The 16,683-nt window shown below is 73.5% G+C and carries 12 protein-coding genes; 11 read left to right on the forward strand and 1 reads right to left on the reverse strand.

The window, feature by feature from the left end; all coding sequences use genetic code 11:
• Nucleotides 1-9: 9 nt before the first annotated feature.
• Complete coding sequence (locus DEI83_RS02765; protein ID WP_146243221.1) at nucleotides 10-1,275, reverse strand: sensor histidine kinase; 1,266 nt, start codon at nucleotides 1,273-1,275, stop codon at nucleotides 10-12.
• 255 nt (nucleotides 1,276-1,530) lie between these two features.
• Between DEI83_RS02765 and DEI83_RS02770 the strand changes: the two genes are divergently transcribed.
• From DEI83_RS02770 to DEI83_RS02820, 11 genes are all read left to right on the forward strand, one after another.
• Complete coding sequence (locus tag DEI83_RS02770; RefSeq protein ID WP_111080272.1) at nucleotides 1,531-4,212, forward strand: glycosyl hydrolase; 2,682 nt, start codon at nucleotides 1,531-1,533, stop codon at nucleotides 4,210-4,212.
• Between the two features lie 162 nt (nucleotides 4,213-4,374).
• Nucleotides 4,375-6,990 carry a discoidin domain-containing protein gene (locus tag DEI83_RS02775; protein WP_111080273.1) on the forward strand — a complete coding sequence of 872 codons (2,616 nt, stop codon included), beginning with the start codon at nucleotides 4,375-4,377 and terminating at the stop codon, nucleotides 6,988-6,990.
• A gap of 141 nt (nucleotides 6,991-7,131) precedes the next feature.
• Nucleotides 7,132-7,803, forward strand: a complete 672-nt coding sequence (locus tag DEI83_RS02780) for an NADPH-dependent F420 reductase (RefSeq protein ID WP_111080412.1) — start codon at nucleotides 7,132-7,134, stop codon at nucleotides 7,801-7,803.
• Nucleotides 7,800-8,792 carry an SDR family NAD(P)-dependent oxidoreductase gene (locus tag DEI83_RS02785; protein WP_258371025.1) on the forward strand — a complete coding sequence of 331 codons (993 nt, stop codon included), beginning with the start codon at nucleotides 7,800-7,802 and terminating at the stop codon, nucleotides 8,790-8,792. The genes DEI83_RS02780 and DEI83_RS02785 overlap by 4 nt, the downstream gene beginning before the upstream one ends.
• Before the next feature lie 81 nt (nucleotides 8,793-8,873).
• On the forward strand, nucleotides 8,874-9,833 hold the full coding sequence (locus tag DEI83_RS02790; protein WP_111080274.1) for an alpha/beta hydrolase: 960 nt from the start codon (nucleotides 8,874-8,876) through the stop codon (nucleotides 9,831-9,833).
• An 85-nt stretch (nucleotides 9,834-9,918) separates the two neighbouring features.
• Nucleotides 9,919-10,404 (forward strand): nuclear transport factor 2 family protein, encoded by a 486-nt coding sequence (locus DEI83_RS02795; protein WP_111080275.1) that lies wholly within the window; start codon nucleotides 9,919-9,921, stop codon nucleotides 10,402-10,404.
• A gap of 56 nt (nucleotides 10,405-10,460) precedes the next feature.
• The gene (locus tag DEI83_RS02800; protein ID WP_258371026.1) at nucleotides 10,461-10,865 is read left to right on the forward strand and encodes a nuclear transport factor 2 family protein; all 405 of its coding nucleotides are present in this window, start codon (nucleotides 10,461-10,463) and stop codon (nucleotides 10,863-10,865) included.
• Nucleotides 10,866-10,957: 92 nt separating this feature from the next.
• Complete coding sequence (locus DEI83_RS02805) at nucleotides 10,958-11,473, forward strand: MarR family winged helix-turn-helix transcriptional regulator (protein WP_111080276.1); 516 nt, start codon at nucleotides 10,958-10,960, stop codon at nucleotides 11,471-11,473.
• Nucleotides 11,474-11,553: 80 nt separating this feature from the next.
• Nucleotides 11,554-14,340 (forward strand): LuxR family transcriptional regulator, encoded by a 2,787-nt coding sequence (locus DEI83_RS02810; protein WP_111080277.1) that lies wholly within the window; start codon nucleotides 11,554-11,556, stop codon nucleotides 14,338-14,340.
• Between the two features lie 179 nt (nucleotides 14,341-14,519).
• Nucleotides 14,520-15,254 (forward strand): ABC transporter ATP-binding protein, encoded by a 735-nt coding sequence (locus DEI83_RS02815; RefSeq protein ID WP_111080278.1) that lies wholly within the window; start codon nucleotides 14,520-14,522, stop codon nucleotides 15,252-15,254.
• Complete coding sequence (locus tag DEI83_RS02820; protein WP_111080279.1) at nucleotides 15,251-16,624, forward strand: FtsX-like permease family protein; 1,374 nt, start codon at nucleotides 15,251-15,253, stop codon at nucleotides 16,622-16,624. Before DEI83_RS02815 ends, DEI83_RS02820 begins: the two co-directional genes overlap by 4 nt.
• Nucleotides 16,625-16,683 lie beyond the last annotated feature (59 nt).

Genomic DNA, 16,683 nt, shown 5'->3' on the forward strand with positions numbered 1-16,683 from the left:
GCCATTGCATCACGACTCTGCGGCTCCCCGCTCGTCCTCGTGCAGGGGCGCGGTGAACCGGAGCGTCGTCGGGCCGCCGTCGGGGCTGTCCACCGCGAACGTCCCGCCGAGCACGGTCGCGCGTTCCCGGAGGCCGTCGAGCCCGCCGCCGGGGCGCAGCGCCGCTCCCCCGACGCCGTCGTCGGCGACCTCCAGGCGGAACCGGTCCGCACCGGTCGTCGCCGTCACGGACACCGTCCGAGCCCGGCCATGGCGGGACGCGTTCGTCAGGGCCTCGCTGACGACGAAGTACGCCGCCGTCTCGACCCGTGCGGGTGGCCGGACGGGCAGGTCGACGCGGACGTGCACGGACAGCGGCGAGCGCGACGCGAGTTCCGTGACCGCCGCGCCGAGGCCGTGGTCGACGAGCACGCGGGGGTGGATGCCCCGGATGCTCGTGCGGAGTGCCTCGACCGCGTCCTCGACGTTGCCGGTGATCTCGTCGAGTGCCTCGCGGACGGGGCCGAGGCCACCGCCGTGTCGCTCGGCCTCGTCGAGGTCGACGGCGAGGAGCCCGATGTTCATCGACAGGACGGCGAGCTGCTGCTGTGCGCCGTCGTGCAGGTCCCGTTCGATGCGTCGGCGTTCGGCGTCGAACCCGTCGAGCAGTGCGCGGCGGGAGTACGTCAACTCCTCGACGCGGTCGGCGAGCGCTTCGGCGCGTCCGGACAGCAGCGCCCGGGCGGCCCTCGCGTGGACGACGGCGAGCACGGTGACGGCGTAGAGGACGGCCACGAGGGCGACGAGCGACGCCGCCAGCACGACCGGGGCGGCGAGCCCCAGCCCGGCCACCCAGGTCCGGAGGACGTCGTCGGCGGGCGGCCGGATCCCCGTGGCGGCGCCGGCCGCGGTCGTCACGGCCAGCAGCGCGAGCACGACCAGGACGAACCCGAGGGTCGCCACGACGGCGAACACCAGCAGGTACCCGAGCTCCGACCAGACGAGCGGGTCGCGGACGCGGTCGCGGAGGGTCACGCCCCGATCGCGGCCGGTCCGCCGTGGGTCCTGGATCCGCGGCAGGCCGAGCACGAGCGGCAGCCACCGGCCGAAGCGGGCGATCAGCACGGCCCAGAAGGGCGCGGCGAACCAGGTCGCGACGGCGGGAGCCGTGACGACCAGGCCGAGCGCCGCGGTGACGGCCACCGCGAGCACGGACCGCCACGGTGTCGGCGAGAGCAGGAACGTCCACGGTGCGACGCCGAGCGCCAGGGGGTCCGTCCGGTCGGTCCTCGTCACCCGCCCACGGTAGAGCGGCGCCGGTCCCACCACCAGGGAGGTGACTGTCGGACACCGGTGGTGCCGGGTCCACCACGAGGCCTCGACCGAGCACCCGTGCCGCCCGTGCCGGCCCGGGGCAGGATCGGCCCGACGGTCTGCTGACGAAGCGACCGGACCTGCCGATCAGTCCGGGTGCAGGTCCCGCACCTCCCGCACCCCGTCGAGCACCGGACGCGTCCGCCGTGCTCGGCCCTTCTCCCACAGGAGTCACCGGTGAGCACACCGCGTCCCACCCTCCGTACCAGGACCGTCCTCGCGGCCACCGCTGCGGTCGCCGCCGTGACCCTCGCGGTCACGGGCGTCGCACCGGCCGTGGCCGACACCGCTCCGCGGCGAGCGCCGGGCGACCCGGCAGCACCCTCGGTGGTCGACCGCGGTGACTCCGGTGTCGGCGCGGGGACCGATGCGGCAGCGGCGCCACCCGCTGGTCCGGCGGCCGACGGCGTCCGTGTCGGGGACGGCTCCTACGCGCCGACCCCGCCGTCGACGATCACCGACATCGCCGACGTGCGGAAGACGCTGGACCAGCGCCTGTACATCGACCCGTCCCGGGCGGGTGAGCCGGTCCCGACGAACCAGTGGTGGACCGACCTGCTGGTCAGCAAGTACTCCGGCGACATGTGGGCGTACCCGTTCGTCTCGTCGAACAGTGCCGCCGGGACGAAGGTCACCATCCCCACCCGCTGGAACAGCGACGGGACGGCGATGCGCCTGGAGGCCCCGGTGACGGTCGGCGGGACGGTCGAGCCGACTCCGGACGCGTCCGACCGGGTCCTGGCGGACTTCGAGGACGGCCTGCCGAGCGGGTGGGTCGCGACCGGGGACGCGTTCACCCGGACCGCGACCGGCACCAACGCCGGACAGAGCGCGGTCGCCGGGTGGCTCGGCGACGGTCTCCTCAACTCCTTCACCGACGCGGACGGCGACGGCGCGACCGGCACCCTGACCTCGCCGTCGTTCACGATCGACCGGTCGACCCTGGCGTTCCTCGTCGGAGGCGGGAACCACCCCGACCACGAAGCGGTGCAGCTTCTGGTCGACGGCGACGTCGTCGCGAGCAGCACCGGGGCCGACAGCGAAGAGCTCCGGTGGGAGACGTGGGACGTGTCGGCGCACCGCGGGCAGCGCGCGCAGCTGCGGGTGGTCGACGACCTGCCTGCCGGATGGGCCCACGTCCTGCTCGACCAGGTGCTGCTCACCGACGCGCCGGAGGGTGTGGCCGAGCGGTTCTCGACGGCCTTCAGCGCCGCCCGCGCCGACGCGCTGCGGTGGGGCGACTGGAACGTCAGCTGGCGGATGCCACAGGACGGGCCCGGCGGCCAGTACATGGACGTCACGAGCGTGCAGGGGTCGCCGTACGAGTGGTTCGAGTTCCACGGCATGACACCGCGGATCACCCTGCAGGACGGCGCGACGATCACCGACGGGGACGGTGGACCGCTCGACCTGCCGGCCGAGACCGACCGGTTCGAGATCCGGCAGGACGGCCACGTCTTCGGCGTGCACGCCCCGGACGGCACCACGTTCACCCGTGTCGGCAACACCGTCGAGGCGTCCGGCGGGACCCCGTACCTGGTGCTGAGCGCCGTCCCCGAGGACGGACTCACGCTCGACGACCTGCACCGCACCGCCTTCGCCGTGCCCCGCGACACGACCATGGAGTACTCCTACGACGCGGCCGCCGCGAACGTCCGCCAGCAGTGGTCGATCGACACCGAACCCCTGCAGGGCGACGACCACGACACGGTGCAGGGGTGGCTGCAGCACCAGTACGCCGACGCCACCACGAACCTGCGGTTCACCGGTGCCACCTACGCGACGCCGCGCGGCACGATGAAGACGACGGTCGGACACGACGGGTGGACGCTCGACTACCGGTTCACGGGCATCACCCCGATCGGTGCCGACCCGGAGGCGGTGGGCGATGACGCGTACTCCGAGGACGTCATGCGGGAGTACCTGCACGACTACGCGGCGAAGACCACCTACGGCGGGGACACGTACTGGGGCGGCAAGGACGTCCTGCAGCTCGCGGAGTACATGACCATCGCGCGGCAGATCGGCGACACCGAGGACGCGGCGGCACTGCAGGAGACGCTCGAGACCGCCCTGACCGACTGGTACACGTACACGGACGGCGAGAAGGAGCACTTCTTCGCCATGTACCCGACGTGGAAGGCCCTCGTCGGGTTCGCTGACTCGTACGGGTCGGCGCAGTTCAACGACAACCACTTCCACTACGGCTACTTCGCCGTCGCGACGGCCCTGCTCGGCCGGGTCGACCCCGCGTGGGCGGACCGGTACGAGGGCATGGCGACGCTCGTGGCGAAGCAGTACGCGAACTGGGACCGTGACGACGCGCGCTTCCCGTACCTGCGCACGTACGGGGTGTGGGAGGGCCGGTCGAACGCCGGCGGCGTGTCCTCCCCCGGCGGCAACAACCAGGAGTCGTCGTCCGAGGCGATCCAGTCCGAGGCGGGCCTGTTCCTGCTCGGCACCGTCCTCGGCGACGAGGACATGCAGGCCACCGGGGCGATGCAGTACGTCACCGAACGCGCCGCCGTCCGTGACTACTGGCAGAACGTACGCGGCAACCCGGCGTCGGCGTCGTACGACGGCAACGGGGCGTTCCCGGACGCGTACCAGCACGGCCAGGCGGGGATCCTGTTCGACTCCGGGCAGGCCCACGCCACGTACTTCTCGGGCGACCCTGCCTGGATCTACGGCATCCAGTGGATGCCGACCGCGCCGTGGTTCGACTACTTCGGGTGGGACCCGGACTTCTCGAAGGCGGTCATGCGGCAGATGATGGCCGCCCGGCCCCGGGTACTCGGGCAGGCCGGGGTCACGGACGGCAACGCCGGTCGCATCCAGATGCTCACCAAGAAGTGGTGAGGCGTCGGGACGTACGGTGACGCGAAGATCACGCGCGACCGTCCGGCCGCGATCGGCGAACTGCAGGAGGCGGTCCGCGCCGTCGAGACGAACCACCCCGGGTACGTCACCCGACGCACCGCGTCGAACCCGCTCTACGACCCGGCCACCGACACCCTGTTCGTGAGCGTCGACGGCGACGGCCGGGTGGTGTTCCCCGACCGGTACTGGACCCCGGACACGCTGCCGGCGGCACTCGTCCCCGCCCAGCTCGACGGCCCCACCGCGGACCGGCTGCCGAAGGACTGGCCGGTGCCGTCCCCGCTGATGCCGTTCCTCGTCGACGACTTCCGCGCCGACACCGCCACCATCGACCGGCTCTACGGCGTCGACCTGACGGACCACACGCCCGGCGTCGACACCGAGCACGCCGCGACGGTGTTCAGCGGCATGGGTGACGCGCTCGGCAACGTCGTCCTCGGGTTCCTCGCCCAGTACGACCCCACGACCTACGCCGACGTGCACGCGGCGCTGTGGGAGGCGGACGACCCTGCCGTCACCGGGCAGTCGATGGCCGGACTGGTCTACCACCAGGCCATGTCGAACCGCACCGTGGGCACCGAGGTCACCGACCGGCACACCTCCGACCCGCTCAGCCAGGTGTTCCGTGCCGCGGACGGCACCATCAGCTACGTGCTCGACAACCCGGACACCGTGCAGCACACCTACGACGTGTACGAGGGCTCCGAGGTCATCGGGCAGATCGCGGTCCCCGCGCAGACGCAGATCACGTCGCGGATGGACGCCCGCCTGACCGAGGTCGTCGTGCGCGCCGAGGGCGACCCGAAGACCCTGGTCCCGGGCACCACGACGACCTTCACCGCCACCGGGTACGACCAGTACGGAGCGACGATCCCCCTCGACGACGTGGAGTGGTCGACGACCAGCGGCACCGTCAGCAGCTCGGGCGTCTTCCGGGCGACGACGCCGACGGACGCGGCCACCGTCACCGCCACCGTCGGTGACGTCCACGGGTCGTACCGGTTCCGCGTCGGTCCGGCCCCGGTCCTCACCGGCATCGACGTCTCGCCCGGGTTCGACCGGCTCGTCGTCGGGGAACCCCGACGCTTCCGCGCCGCGGGCCACGACCAGTACGGCGACCGGGCCGCCCTGCCTCGGGACGTCTCGTGGTCGTACACCGGAGCCGGGACCGCCTCCGACGACGGCACCGTGACGACCACCTCGCCCGGGTCCGGTCACGTCGTCGCGAGCGCGGGCGAGGTGGAGGGGTCGGCGGTCGTCGCCTCGGTGGCGACGGTCCCCGACGCCGCGGCCGGCGCGGACGTCGAGGCGAGCTCGACGGACGGCGGCAACACGGCCGGGAAGGCCGTCGACGGCGACTCCACCACACGGTGGGAGAGCGCCCACGGCACCGACGACGTCGACTACACGATCGACCTCGGCCGCCCCATCGACGTCACGACCGTGCAGGTCGACTGGGAGGCCGCCGCCGCGGCCCGGTACGTGCTGCAGGTCAGGGACACCGCCGACGACGAGTGGCGGGACGTCCGCACCGTCGACAAGACGACGGCCGCCAGGGACACCGTCGACGTCGGGACCACCACCCGGTTCGTCCGCCTGCACATGACCGACCGACTGACCGGGTACGGCTACTCGATCTGGGAGGTGCACGTCTCCGGTACCCCGGCCGCGTCGGCCGTCGACGTCGAGGACGTGCTCGTCGCCCCGCGTGCGACGACCGTCCGGCCCGGCGACGACGTCCGCCTCGCTGCGTACGGCTTCGACCGCGACGGGTACGGCGGCCGACTGGGTGCCGCTCGCCCGGAGTGGTCCGTCGCGGGTGGCGGCAGCGTCGACGGCGGCGGCGTGGTCACCGCACCGACCGAGGGCGGCGCCACGGCGACGGTCACGGCCACGGTCGGTGGCGCCTCCGGGCGGGCCACCGTGACGACGCTGGCCGGGACGGCCGAGGACGGATCCGCCGCCGGCCCGTCACGGGACGTCGCCACCGGCAAGCCCGTGACGACGTCCTCCGACGAGCGCGGGGACCTCGCGGGCGGGAACGCGGTCGACGGGGACGGGGCGACCCGGTGGTCGAGCGCTGCCCGGGACGGCGAGTGGTTGGCCGTCGACCTCGGCGCCGTGCTGCCGATCGACCAGGTCCAGATCGACTGGGAGGCCGCGTCAGCCGACCACTACCGGATCCAGGTCCGTGACGACGCCCAGGACGACTGGCGCACGGTCGCCGAGGAGGTCGACGGTGACGGCGGACGGACCGCGCACCCGCTCGACGGCGTCCCGGCGCGCTTCGTCCGGTTGCTCGCCGACACCCGGAACACGCAGTACGGCGTGTCGGTCTGGGACCTCCGCGTGTACTCCACCCGCGGTGCCCCCACACCCGACCTCGCGCGCGGAGCCGCCGTGTCGTCGTCCGCCGACGAGGGCGACGGCGTCCCCGCCCGGAACGCCGTCGACGGCGACCCGGGCTCCCGTTGGGCGAGCGGGCACACCGACGACCAGTGGCTGGCACTCGACCTCGGTGCCTCCCGGGAGCTGCACGACGCTGTGGTCCGCTGGGAGGACGCGTTCGGCCGGGCCTACCGCATCGAGGCGCGGAACCCCGGCGACGACCGGTGGACCACGCTCGCCGACGAGGCGGACGGGGACGGCGGGACCGACCGGCACACCCTCGACGGGTCCTGGCGGTACGTCCGGCTCCACGGTGTCGAACGGGCCACGCCGTACGGCTACTCCGTCTACGACCTCGAGATCCGGTAGGCCGGCGCGGCGGCCGCGACGACACGTCGCGGCCGCCGCGGGTTACGTCGTCCGACGGATGCCTCCGGCCGGGAGGACCGTGGAGCGTTGACGGGACGGACCGCGCGCGGCGGTCCCCACGACCTCCAGGAGCACGACGACATGACCCCCACCCCCGTCCGGACCCTCGGCATCATCGGCGCCGGCAACGTCGGCGCACAGATCGCACGACGAGCCGTCGAGGTCGGCCTCGACGTCGTCCTGGCGAACTCCCGCGGCCCGGAGTCGCTCGAGGAACTCATCGCCGAGCTCGCGCCGTCGGCGGGCGCAGCGACGGTCACCGACGCGGCACGTGCCGGCGACGTCGTCGTGGTCGCGATCCCGATCAGCGGCTACCGCGACCTCCCGGCAGAGGCCTTCGCGGGCAAGACCGTGATCGACACCGGCAACTACTACCCCGAGTACTCCGGCCCCGTCGACGAACTCGAACAGCCCGGGGCCCCGACCACGTCGGAGCTCCTCCAGCGGCACCTGCCGGACGCCTCGGTCGTGAAGGCGTTCAACAACCTGAGCGCCGCCGACGTCACGACCGACGGTTCTCCCGCCGGCAGCCCCGGCCGACGCAGCCTCGTCGTCGCCGGGGACGACGCCGACGCCAAGGCGGTCGTCGCGGACCTGATCGACCGCTTCGGGTTCGACGTCGTCGACGCCGGAGCCCTCGACGAGGGCTGGCGGTACGAGCGCGACCAGCCCGCGTACGGCGTCCCGCGGGACCGGGCGGACATGACGGCGGCGCTCGCCGCCGCCGAGCGTCGGACGGAGCGCGCACTGTGATCACCCGCCCCGGTGACGCCACCGACCTCCACGAGCTCTCCGGTGCCGTCCGGACACCGTTCTCCGCCGAGGCGACCGCCGCCGACGTGCTCGCCGGCCTGGACCTCCACGGCCGCCGCTACCTGGTCACCGGCGGTGGCTCCGGCATCGGCGCGGAGACCGCCCTGGCGCTCGCCGGTGCCGGGGCCGACGTCACGGTCGGCGTCCGCGACCCCGAGCGCGTCCGCTCGGCCCTGGACCCGCTCCTGAGGGACGGCGCGGGGCGGATCGACGCGCGCCCCCTCGACCTGAGCGACCTCGGCTCCGTCCACCGCTTCACCGACGGCTGGGAGGGCTCACTCGACGGGGTCGTCGCGAACGCCGGCGTCATGGCGTTGCCGGAGCGCCGCCTCTCGGCCGTCGGCTGGGAGATGCAACTCGCCACGAACCACCTCGGCCACTTCGCGCTCCTCGTCGGCCTCCACGAGCACCTCGCCGCGGCGGACGGCGCCCGGGTCGTCACCGTCAGCTCGACCGCGCACCTCCGGTCGCCGTTCCACTTCGAGGACCCGCAGTTCGCCGTGCGTCCCTACGACCGCTGGGCTGCGTACGCGCAGTCGAAGACGGCCGACGTCCTGCTCGCCGTCGGCGTCGCCGGCCGCTGGGCGGACGTCGGTGTCACCGCGAACTCGCTCATGCCCGGGTGGATCACGACGGGGTTGCAGCGCCACCTCGACGACGACACCCTCCGCGCCATGGGCGCGATGGACGACGACGGCAACCGGATCGAGCAGCCGTCCTTCAAGACCCCGGCGCAGGGCGCGGCGACGTCGACCCTCCTCGTCGCGTCGCCGTCCGTCGACGGGGTGACCGGTCGCTACTTCGAGGACAACCAGGAGGCCGCGGTCCTCGACGACGGGACCGGTCACGACCGCGGCGTGGCGCGGTACGCCCTCGACCCCGGGAACGCCGAGCGGCTCTGGGAGCTGAGCGCCGGATACGTCAGCTGACGGATGCCCGTCGAGTCGGGCTCCTGCGAGCGTTGACGACGTCACACCCCACCCCGCTGACACCCACACGAGGAGCAGACCATGCCCGGAAACCCGAAGCACATCGCCCTGGAGCCCGCCGCCCAGGAGTTCGTCGACGCCACGTCGAACCCGCCGTTCCTGAACGACCTGCCGCCGGCCGAGGGGCGCAAGGCGGTCGACTCCGTCCAGGACTCCCCCGTCTTCAAGCCGGACGTCGACGAGGAGTGGCTCGAGGTCCCCGGCGGCCCGACCGGCACCGTCCGGATCCGCCTCGTGAAGCCGGCCGGCACCACCGCGAACCTGCCCGTGGTCCTCTACGTGCACGGAGCCGGCTGGGTCTTCGGCGACGCCCACACCCACGACCGTCTGGTGCGCGACCTGGCGATCGGCTCGAACGCGGCCGTCGTGTTCCCCGAGTACGACCGCTCCCCCGAGGCCGGGCACCCGGTCGCGCTGGAGCAGTCCTACGCGGCCGCGCAGTGGGTCGTGCGGGAAGGCCGCGACAAGGGACTCGACGCGTCGCGCTTCGCGGTGTCGGGTGACTCCGTCGGGGGCAACATGGCGATCGCCCTGGCGCTCATGGCGGCGGAGCGCGGGGACGTCGAGTTCGTCGAGCTCGTCGCCTTCTACCCGGTGACGAACGCGGCGTTCGACACCGGGTCCTACGAGGAGTTCGCGGAGGGGTACTTCCTCACGCGTGCCGGCATGCAGTGGTACTGGGACCAGTACACGACCGACGAGGCCGTGCGGGCACTCCCGACGGTGTCGCCGCTCCGCGCTCCGCTCGAGGTCCTCGCGACGCTGCCGCCGACCCTCGTCATCACGGGCGAGGCCGACGTGCTCCGCGACGAGGGCGAGGCGTTCGCCGCACGCCTCCGCGAAGCCGGGGTGAAGGCCACGAACGCGCGCTTCGGCGGGATCGTGCACGACTTCGTGATGGTCAACGCGCTGCACGACACCGAGGCGGCGAGGCACGCGCTGATGCTCGCGACCGCGTCCCTCCGCGCCGCCCTGGCCTGACGGACGGGCGACGGGACGGGGCCGACCCGGACGCCCCGTCCCGCCGCCACCACCGAGCACCCCAGCAGCAACTCCGACACCGAGCGTGACCGACCCCGACGAGGACGACATGGACGAGACACTGACGACCCTGGTCGACCGGGAGCAGATCCGCACCCTCCTGTCGACCTACGCCCGCGGAGCCGACCGCCGCGACGCGGTGCTCGAGGCCTCGGTGTTCACCGAGGACGGCGTCGTGGTCCTGTACCAGGGCGACCCCACGACCTCCGACCCGGTCGACACCATCCGCGGACGCGACCGACTCGCCGAGACCTTCGCCGGGCTCATCGAGCAGTACGACGTGACGACGTACCTCAACGGACAGTCGACGATCCGCTTCACGAGCCCGGACGACGCCGAGGGTGAGACCTACTGCATCGCCTTCCATGTCCTGCACGAGGGCGACGAGCGCACGCTCCTGACGATGTCGATCCGGTACCTCGACCGGTTCGTCCGGGTGGACGGTGCCTGGGCGATCGCGCTCCGACGCCTCGTCTTCGACTGGACCGACCGCGCCCCGTCCGCGCCCTGAGCACGACCCCGGTCGAGGAACTCGACCGGCACCAGCACCACCGAACGGAGACCACGATGTCGCAACCCCTCGAGTCCCTCATGCACGCCAACCTGTTCGAGGTGTTCGGCGAACGGGACCCCGACCGCCGCCGCGCCGCGGTCGAGCGCACGTACGCCCCGGACGTCGTCTTCCTCGACCCCGACGAGGTGGTCACCGGGCACGATGCCCTGCACGCGAAGGCGCAGCGTCTGCTCGACGAGGCCCCCGGGTTCGTCTTCTCCCCCGCCGGCCCCGTGTACGAGAACCACGGGATGGGCTACCTCGCCTGGCACTTCGGTCCGGAGGGACAGGAGCCCGTCGTGTCGGGCATGGACGTCTGCTTCGTCGAGGGCGATGTGATCGCGAAGGTCTACACGCTCCTGACCAGCACCCCGCCGGCACCGGGCGAGCCGCCCGCGCCGGAGGCGCCGACCACCTGACGGGTGTGCCGTGCCGTCGGGCACCGCGTCCTGCGATGATGGACGCCACGCCCGCGGCCGGGCGGCCGGCGGGCGACGGGAGGTGACGGACGATGGCAGCACACCCCGAGGTGCCACCCGAGTCGCCGTACGCCTTCCTCACGGCCGAGCAGACCCGGACCTGGTACGCGTGGATGAAGCTGCAGCTGCGGCTGCGCTACGAGATGAACCGGCAGCTGCGCGCCGACAGCGACATCTCGCTGGCGGACTACGACGTCCTGGTCGCGCTGACCAGCGAGCCCGACGGCGCGATGACGATGTCCGCCCTCGCCACCCGCATCGGGTGGGAGCGCAGCCGTGCCTCCCACCACGCGAAGCGCCTGGCGGACCGTGGCTTGCTCGACCTCCGCCGCTGGGAGCACGACCGACGGAGCACGGCGGTGGCGCTGACCGACGACGGCTGGCGCACCCTCCGCGAGGCGACGCCACGGCACACCGAGCTCGTCAAGCAGATGTTCTTCGGCGACCTGACGGCGGACGAGCTGCCCGGCTTCGCCGCCGTGCTGGAACGCGTCTACGAGTCCGTGATCGAACACGGCACCCTGCCCCGCCCCGCCGACCACCCCTGACGACGCCGCTCCGCTTGCTCGGTGGCGACGATCCCCGTAGTTTGGGTGAAAGATCACGCAAACGACGGGGAGGACGGGCCATGCGCACAGTCGGAGCCGGGTCGGGCCTCCCGTCCGCACCGGACGGCGTCACCGTCCGCAGCGGCGCCCGGCACACCCTGGTCGGGCGCGACGACGACCTCGCCGCGCTCACCCTGGCCGTCGACGACGCCGGCCAGGGCGGCACCGCCGTCCTGGTGGAGGGCGAGGCCGGCATCGGGAAGACCGCCCTCGTCGCGGCGGTGGAACACCACGCCCGCGCCGCCGGCTTCCGGATCCTCACCTGCACCGGCCTGCAGGGGTCGAACGCCGGCGGGTTCGACGGCCTCCACGAACTGCTCCACCCGCTGCTGCCCTACGCGCAGGCCCTGCCTGCCCGCCAGCGCGCGGCGCTCCTCACCGCGCTCGAACTCGAGGACGGCCCCGTCCCCGACCGGCTCCTCGTGAGCACGGCGGCGCTCGGTCTGCTCGAAGAGGCCGCGACGCACCGGCCGGTGTTCGTCCGTGCCGAGGACCTGCACTGGCTCGACCGGTCCAGCGCCGAGGTGCTCAACTTCATCGGACTGCGGCTCTCGAACGCCCCGATCGTCATCGTCGCCACCGCCAGGACCGGCCACGCTGCCACCGTCACGCTCCCCTGCTCCTTCACCCGTTCCACACTCGGCCCCCTCGACGCGGACGCCTCGGCAGCCCTCCTCGACGGACACGTCGCCACCCTCAGCAGCACCGCCCGCCGCCGGGTCCTCGCCGAGGCGGGCGGCAACCCGCTCGCGCTCCACGAACTGCCCGCGGCGCTCGCGGCGACGGGCTCCTCGGGGACGTCGCTCGCCACCCGCCTGCCGACGACGCGCCGACTCGAGCAGGCGTTCCTCGACCAGCTCGGCGACGTGCCCGCCGGCAGTCGGTCCCTCCTCATCCTCACCGCCGCCGCCGACGGCGCGCCCCTGCAGGACGTCATGGCGGCCGCACGCACCATGGACCTCGGGCTCGGCGACCTCGAACCGCTCGAGGTGCGCGGACTCCTCCGCACCGACCTCGAGTCCCTGCGTTTCCGACACCCGCTCCTCCGGTCCGCGGTGGTCGGCACCGCGTCCGCCGCCGAACTCGCAGCCGTCCACCGAGCACTCGCGTCCGTGGTCGGCGACGAGAGCCGGGCCGCCTGGCACCGGGCGTCAGCGACCTTCGAACGCGACGAGACCATCGCCGCCGACCTCGAGGCCGTCGCCGACCGGGCCGCGCAACGCGGTGCACGACCCGAAGCGGTCCGTGCGTACGAACGCGCGGCCACCCTGTCCCAGGGCGTCGTCGGACGGGCCCGACGGCTCGGACGCGCCGCCGAGACGGCACGGGCCGCCGGCATGACGAACGAGGCGATCGCCCTCCTCGAGCAGGTGAACGCCCTGGACGGCGACGCCGACACCGTCACCCAGACCGCCGTCACGAGCACCGTCCTCGGCCTCACCACCGGCTACCCGGGCGTGCCGCGGATCGAGGTGGAACGGATCCGCGCCGTCCTCGCGGCCCCGGAACACACCGAACGGCTCGTCCGGGTGCTCTGGGCGTCCGCGCTCAACGCCCGCGGCCGGAACCTGCCCCGCGCCGAGTGGCTGGAGATCGAGACCGCCCTTCGCGCCCTCCCCTCGACGAGTCCGCTCAAGCCCGTCGCGCTCGCCGCGCTGGCACCGCTCGGTGCCGCACCGGCGCTCCGGGCGAGTCTGCCGCACCTCGTGCCGCAACTGACCGACTCGCCGCTCGGCATGGCGTCCCTGGCCATCGCGGCGGAGTCCCTGCAGGACCTCGAGACGGCGCTGACCTGCTGGGAGCTCAGCTACGAGCGCGCGCACGAGCTCGGCGCCGTGGCCGACGAGACCCAGGCGCTCCGTGGCCGGTCCACCGTCCTCCTGCTCCGCGGTCGGGTGCGGGACGCCGTCGCCGACGCGGAGTACGCCATCCGGATGGCCCGCGAGAGCCACATCCCGCTCATCGCCGGCATGGCCTCCGGCACGCTCGCGCGCGCACACGCCCTCCTCGGTGACGCGGAGGCCGCCCAGCGTGCCCTCCGCGACGGTGCCGCCGAGTCGATGGGCGGCCGGCTCGCGCTCGCGAGCGCCGACGCCCGTTGGGCCGCCGGGCTCGTCGCCCTCGGCCAGCACCGCTACCGCGACGCGCAGATCGAGTTCACGCACATGACCGTGCACCCGACGCGAGCGCTCTCGGCCATCGCGGACCGGACCGAGGCCGCGGTGCACGGCGGCCGCCCGGAGTCGGTCATCGACAACCTCGACGAGGCCGAAGCGGTGGCCACCGCCTCACACTCCGCGCACCTCATGTCGCTCGTGCTGCGCAGCCGCGCGCTCCTCGCCGTGGACGACCGCGCGGAGTCCTGCTTCGTGCGGGCGATCGAGGCGGGACGACTGAGCGAGTCACCGCTGGAACTCGCCCGGACCCGACTGCTGTTCGGCGAGTGGCTCCGCCGCAGCCGCCGGGTCGTCGAGGCGCGGGAGCACCTCCGAGACGCCCTCCGCGAGTTCGTCGCGGCCGGGACCACCGGCTTCGCCACCCGAGCTGCCGCCGAACTCCGCGCCGCGGGCGAGGCCCCGCTCCGCGACGCGACCGCGCCGCCCGCGACGAGCGCGCCGCTCACCCCGCAGGAACTGCAGATCGCCCGGCTCGCCGCCGCCGGCATGTCGAACCGTGAGATCGCGGACCGGATCTACCTGTCGCACCGCACCGTGAGCACGCACCTCTACAAGGTGTTCCCGAAGCTCGGCGTCACCAGCCGCGCCGGGCTCGCCGAAGCGCTCGCCGCCACCGGGTACGCCGACTAGTCGCCGGTCCCGCGGCTCGGGGAACAGGAGCGGTCGGGAGGCCCGACGTACGTCACGCGACGGATGCTGCGTCGCCGACGCCACTGGCACGCTCGTGCCCGGAGGGGTGGAGTGCACTCCACCACCGGTGTCCTGCCTGCACCAGTGACCCGACGACCCGATCGAGATGGACTGACGCCATGACCGAACCACTCCTCCACGCGGAGGACCTCACCAAGTCCTTCCCCGGCCCGGACCAGGCCAGGGTCCCGGTGCTCCGGGGGGTCTCCCTGTCCGTGCTCCCGGGCGAGTTCGTGGCGATCGTCGGGCCGAGCGGCTCCGGCAAGTCCACCCTGCTCTACTGCCTGTCCGCCCTCGAGCCCTACGACAGCGGGTCGGTGTCGATCGCCGGGCAGCGTCTCGAGACGCTCCGACCGAAGCGACTGCAGGCCCTCCGCCGGTCGACCATCGGCTTCGTCTTCCAGTCGTTCAACCTCATCCCGTCCCTGACCGCTCGGCAGAACATCGCGCTCCCGGCCAGCCTGGCGCACCGGCCCGTGTCCGCGACCGAGGTCGACGCCGCCCTGGCGTCGGTCGGGCTCGCCGACCGTGGCGACCACCGGCCGGGCAGCCTGTCCGGAGGCCAGCAGCAGCGGGTCGCGATCGCCCGGGTCCTGGCGTCCCACCCCGACGTCGTCTTCGCCGACGAACCGACCGGCGCGCTGGACACGACCGCCGGGGACGCCGTGCTCGGACTCCTCCGCAAGGTGGCCTCGGGCGACCGTGCCGTCGTGATGGTGACGCACGACCTCGAGGCGGCCGCGCGTGCCGACCGTGTGCTCGTCCTCCGGGACGGAGGCATCCACCGCGAACTCGTCCGACCGAGCGCCACCGAGGTGCTCGACGCGCTCACCGCCGCCGCCCAGGAGGCGTGACCGTGTTCCGACTCGTCCTCAGTGACCTCCGGTCGAACGCCGGGATCTGGATCGGCGCACTCGTCGTCAGCGCCGCGACCGCAGCAGCCGCGGCGATCGCGGCCGGGATGCTCGAGACCGGACTCGAACTCGTGACGTCCGGCACCCGGTCGGACCTCCTCCGAGCCGGTGGACTCGCCACACTCGCCTCGCTCGTCCTCGTCCTGACGGTCGTCGCCGTGACCGCGGTGCTCGGCAACATCACGCGGTTGACGATCGACCTGCAGCGCCGCGGGTACGCCCTCTGGCAGCTCGTGGGGGTCCCGTCAGCGACCGTGACGGTCATCGTGCGACTCCAGCTCGCCGTCGTCGCCCTCGTCGGCAGCGCCCTCGGGTGCCTCGTCGCCGGCCCGTTCGTGCCGGCCTTCCTCCACTTCGGGCTCTCCGAGTCCGACGGGCTGCGGGCCCTCGACGAACGGTTCGGCGCGGTCAGCGGGGCCGCGGTCGTCGTCGGGGTGACCGCGGTGGTGGTGCTCAGCAGTCTCCGGCCCTCCCGCCGGGCGGGCCGGGTCCGTCCCGTCGAGGTCCTCCGCGAACCGGAGGCCGTCGAGGGGCGGACGGGGTGGACACGATGGACGGGCGCGGCCGTCGCGCTCCTCCTCGCGAGCCTGATGACCCTCGCACTCGCCGGGGCGGGGGTCCGTGCCGGGTCCCAGGTCCTGCTCATCGGGCCCCTCGTCACCGGGGCTGTCATCGCCGTCGGACCGTCGGTCTTCCCCGCCCTCCTCCGCGCCTGGACCGCGGTCGTGCCCGCGCACGCCTCCGCCTCGTGGTTCCTGGCCCGGAACGCGGCCGCCGCCGCGGTGAGCCGCAGCAGCGCGACCGTCAGCGCACTCGTCATCACGATCGCCCTGCCGGCCAGCATCACGTCGGGCTTCGCGACGCTCGGCGACGCCGTCCGACGCACCACCGGTTCCGAGATCAGCGGCCTGGCGCCACAGAGCTTCCTCCTCATGCTCGGCGGGCCGCTCCTGGTCTCGCTGTCCGGGGCCGCCGCGACCGTGCTCATGGCGGGACGGACCCGAGAGCAGGAGGGGGCGCTCGTCGAGGCCGCGGGTGGGTCCCGCGGTGTCGTCCTCGCGCGCGCCGCCTGGGAGTCGGTCATCCTGGTCGGGACAGCGGTCCTCGTGTCGAGCGCCGTCCTGGTGGTGACCAGCTGCGCGCAGGCCGTCGCACTCGGCGTCACCTCCCCCGGGACCCTCCCGCACCTCGGCCTACAGGCCGCCGCCCCCGCCGCGCTGGTGAGCCTGGTCCTCATGGTGGTGGCGGGCACGCTCCCGCTCGTCGTCGGAGGGCGCCGCAGCGTCCCGCTCGTCCTCGCGGCGGACTGACGCCGGCGCTCCCTGCCGTTCCGGGCCTCCAGCCCACACCCGGCTGCCCGGACTGCCCG

It is taken from the genome of Curtobacterium sp. MCBD17_021 (genome assembly GCF_003234525.1).
Classification (GTDB): domain Bacteria; phylum Actinomycetota; class Actinomycetes; order Actinomycetales; family Microbacteriaceae; genus Curtobacterium.

Excerpts from the sequence above, each read along its gene's own strand:
- DEI83_RS02780 (WP_111080412.1), top strand. The coding sequence starts at position 7,132 with ATGACCCCCACCCCCGTCCGGACCCTCGGCATCATCGGCGCCGGCAAC.
- DEI83_RS02790 (WP_111080274.1), top strand. The coding sequence starts at position 8,874 with ATGCCCGGAAACCCGAAGCACATCGCCCTGGAGCCCGCCGCCCAGGAG.
- DEI83_RS02800 (WP_258371026.1), top strand. The coding sequence starts at position 10,461 with ATGTCGCAACCCCTCGAGTCCCTCATGCACGCCAACCTGTTCGAGGTG.
- DEI83_RS02805 (WP_111080276.1), top strand. The coding sequence starts at position 10,958 with ATGGCAGCACACCCCGAGGTGCCACCCGAGTCGCCGTACGCCTTCCTC.
- DEI83_RS02810 (WP_111080277.1), top strand. The coding sequence starts at position 11,554 with ATGCGCACAGTCGGAGCCGGGTCGGGCCTCCCGTCCGCACCGGACGGC.
- DEI83_RS02815 (WP_111080278.1), top strand. The coding sequence starts at position 14,520 with ATGACCGAACCACTCCTCCACGCGGAGGACCTCACCAAGTCCTTCCCC.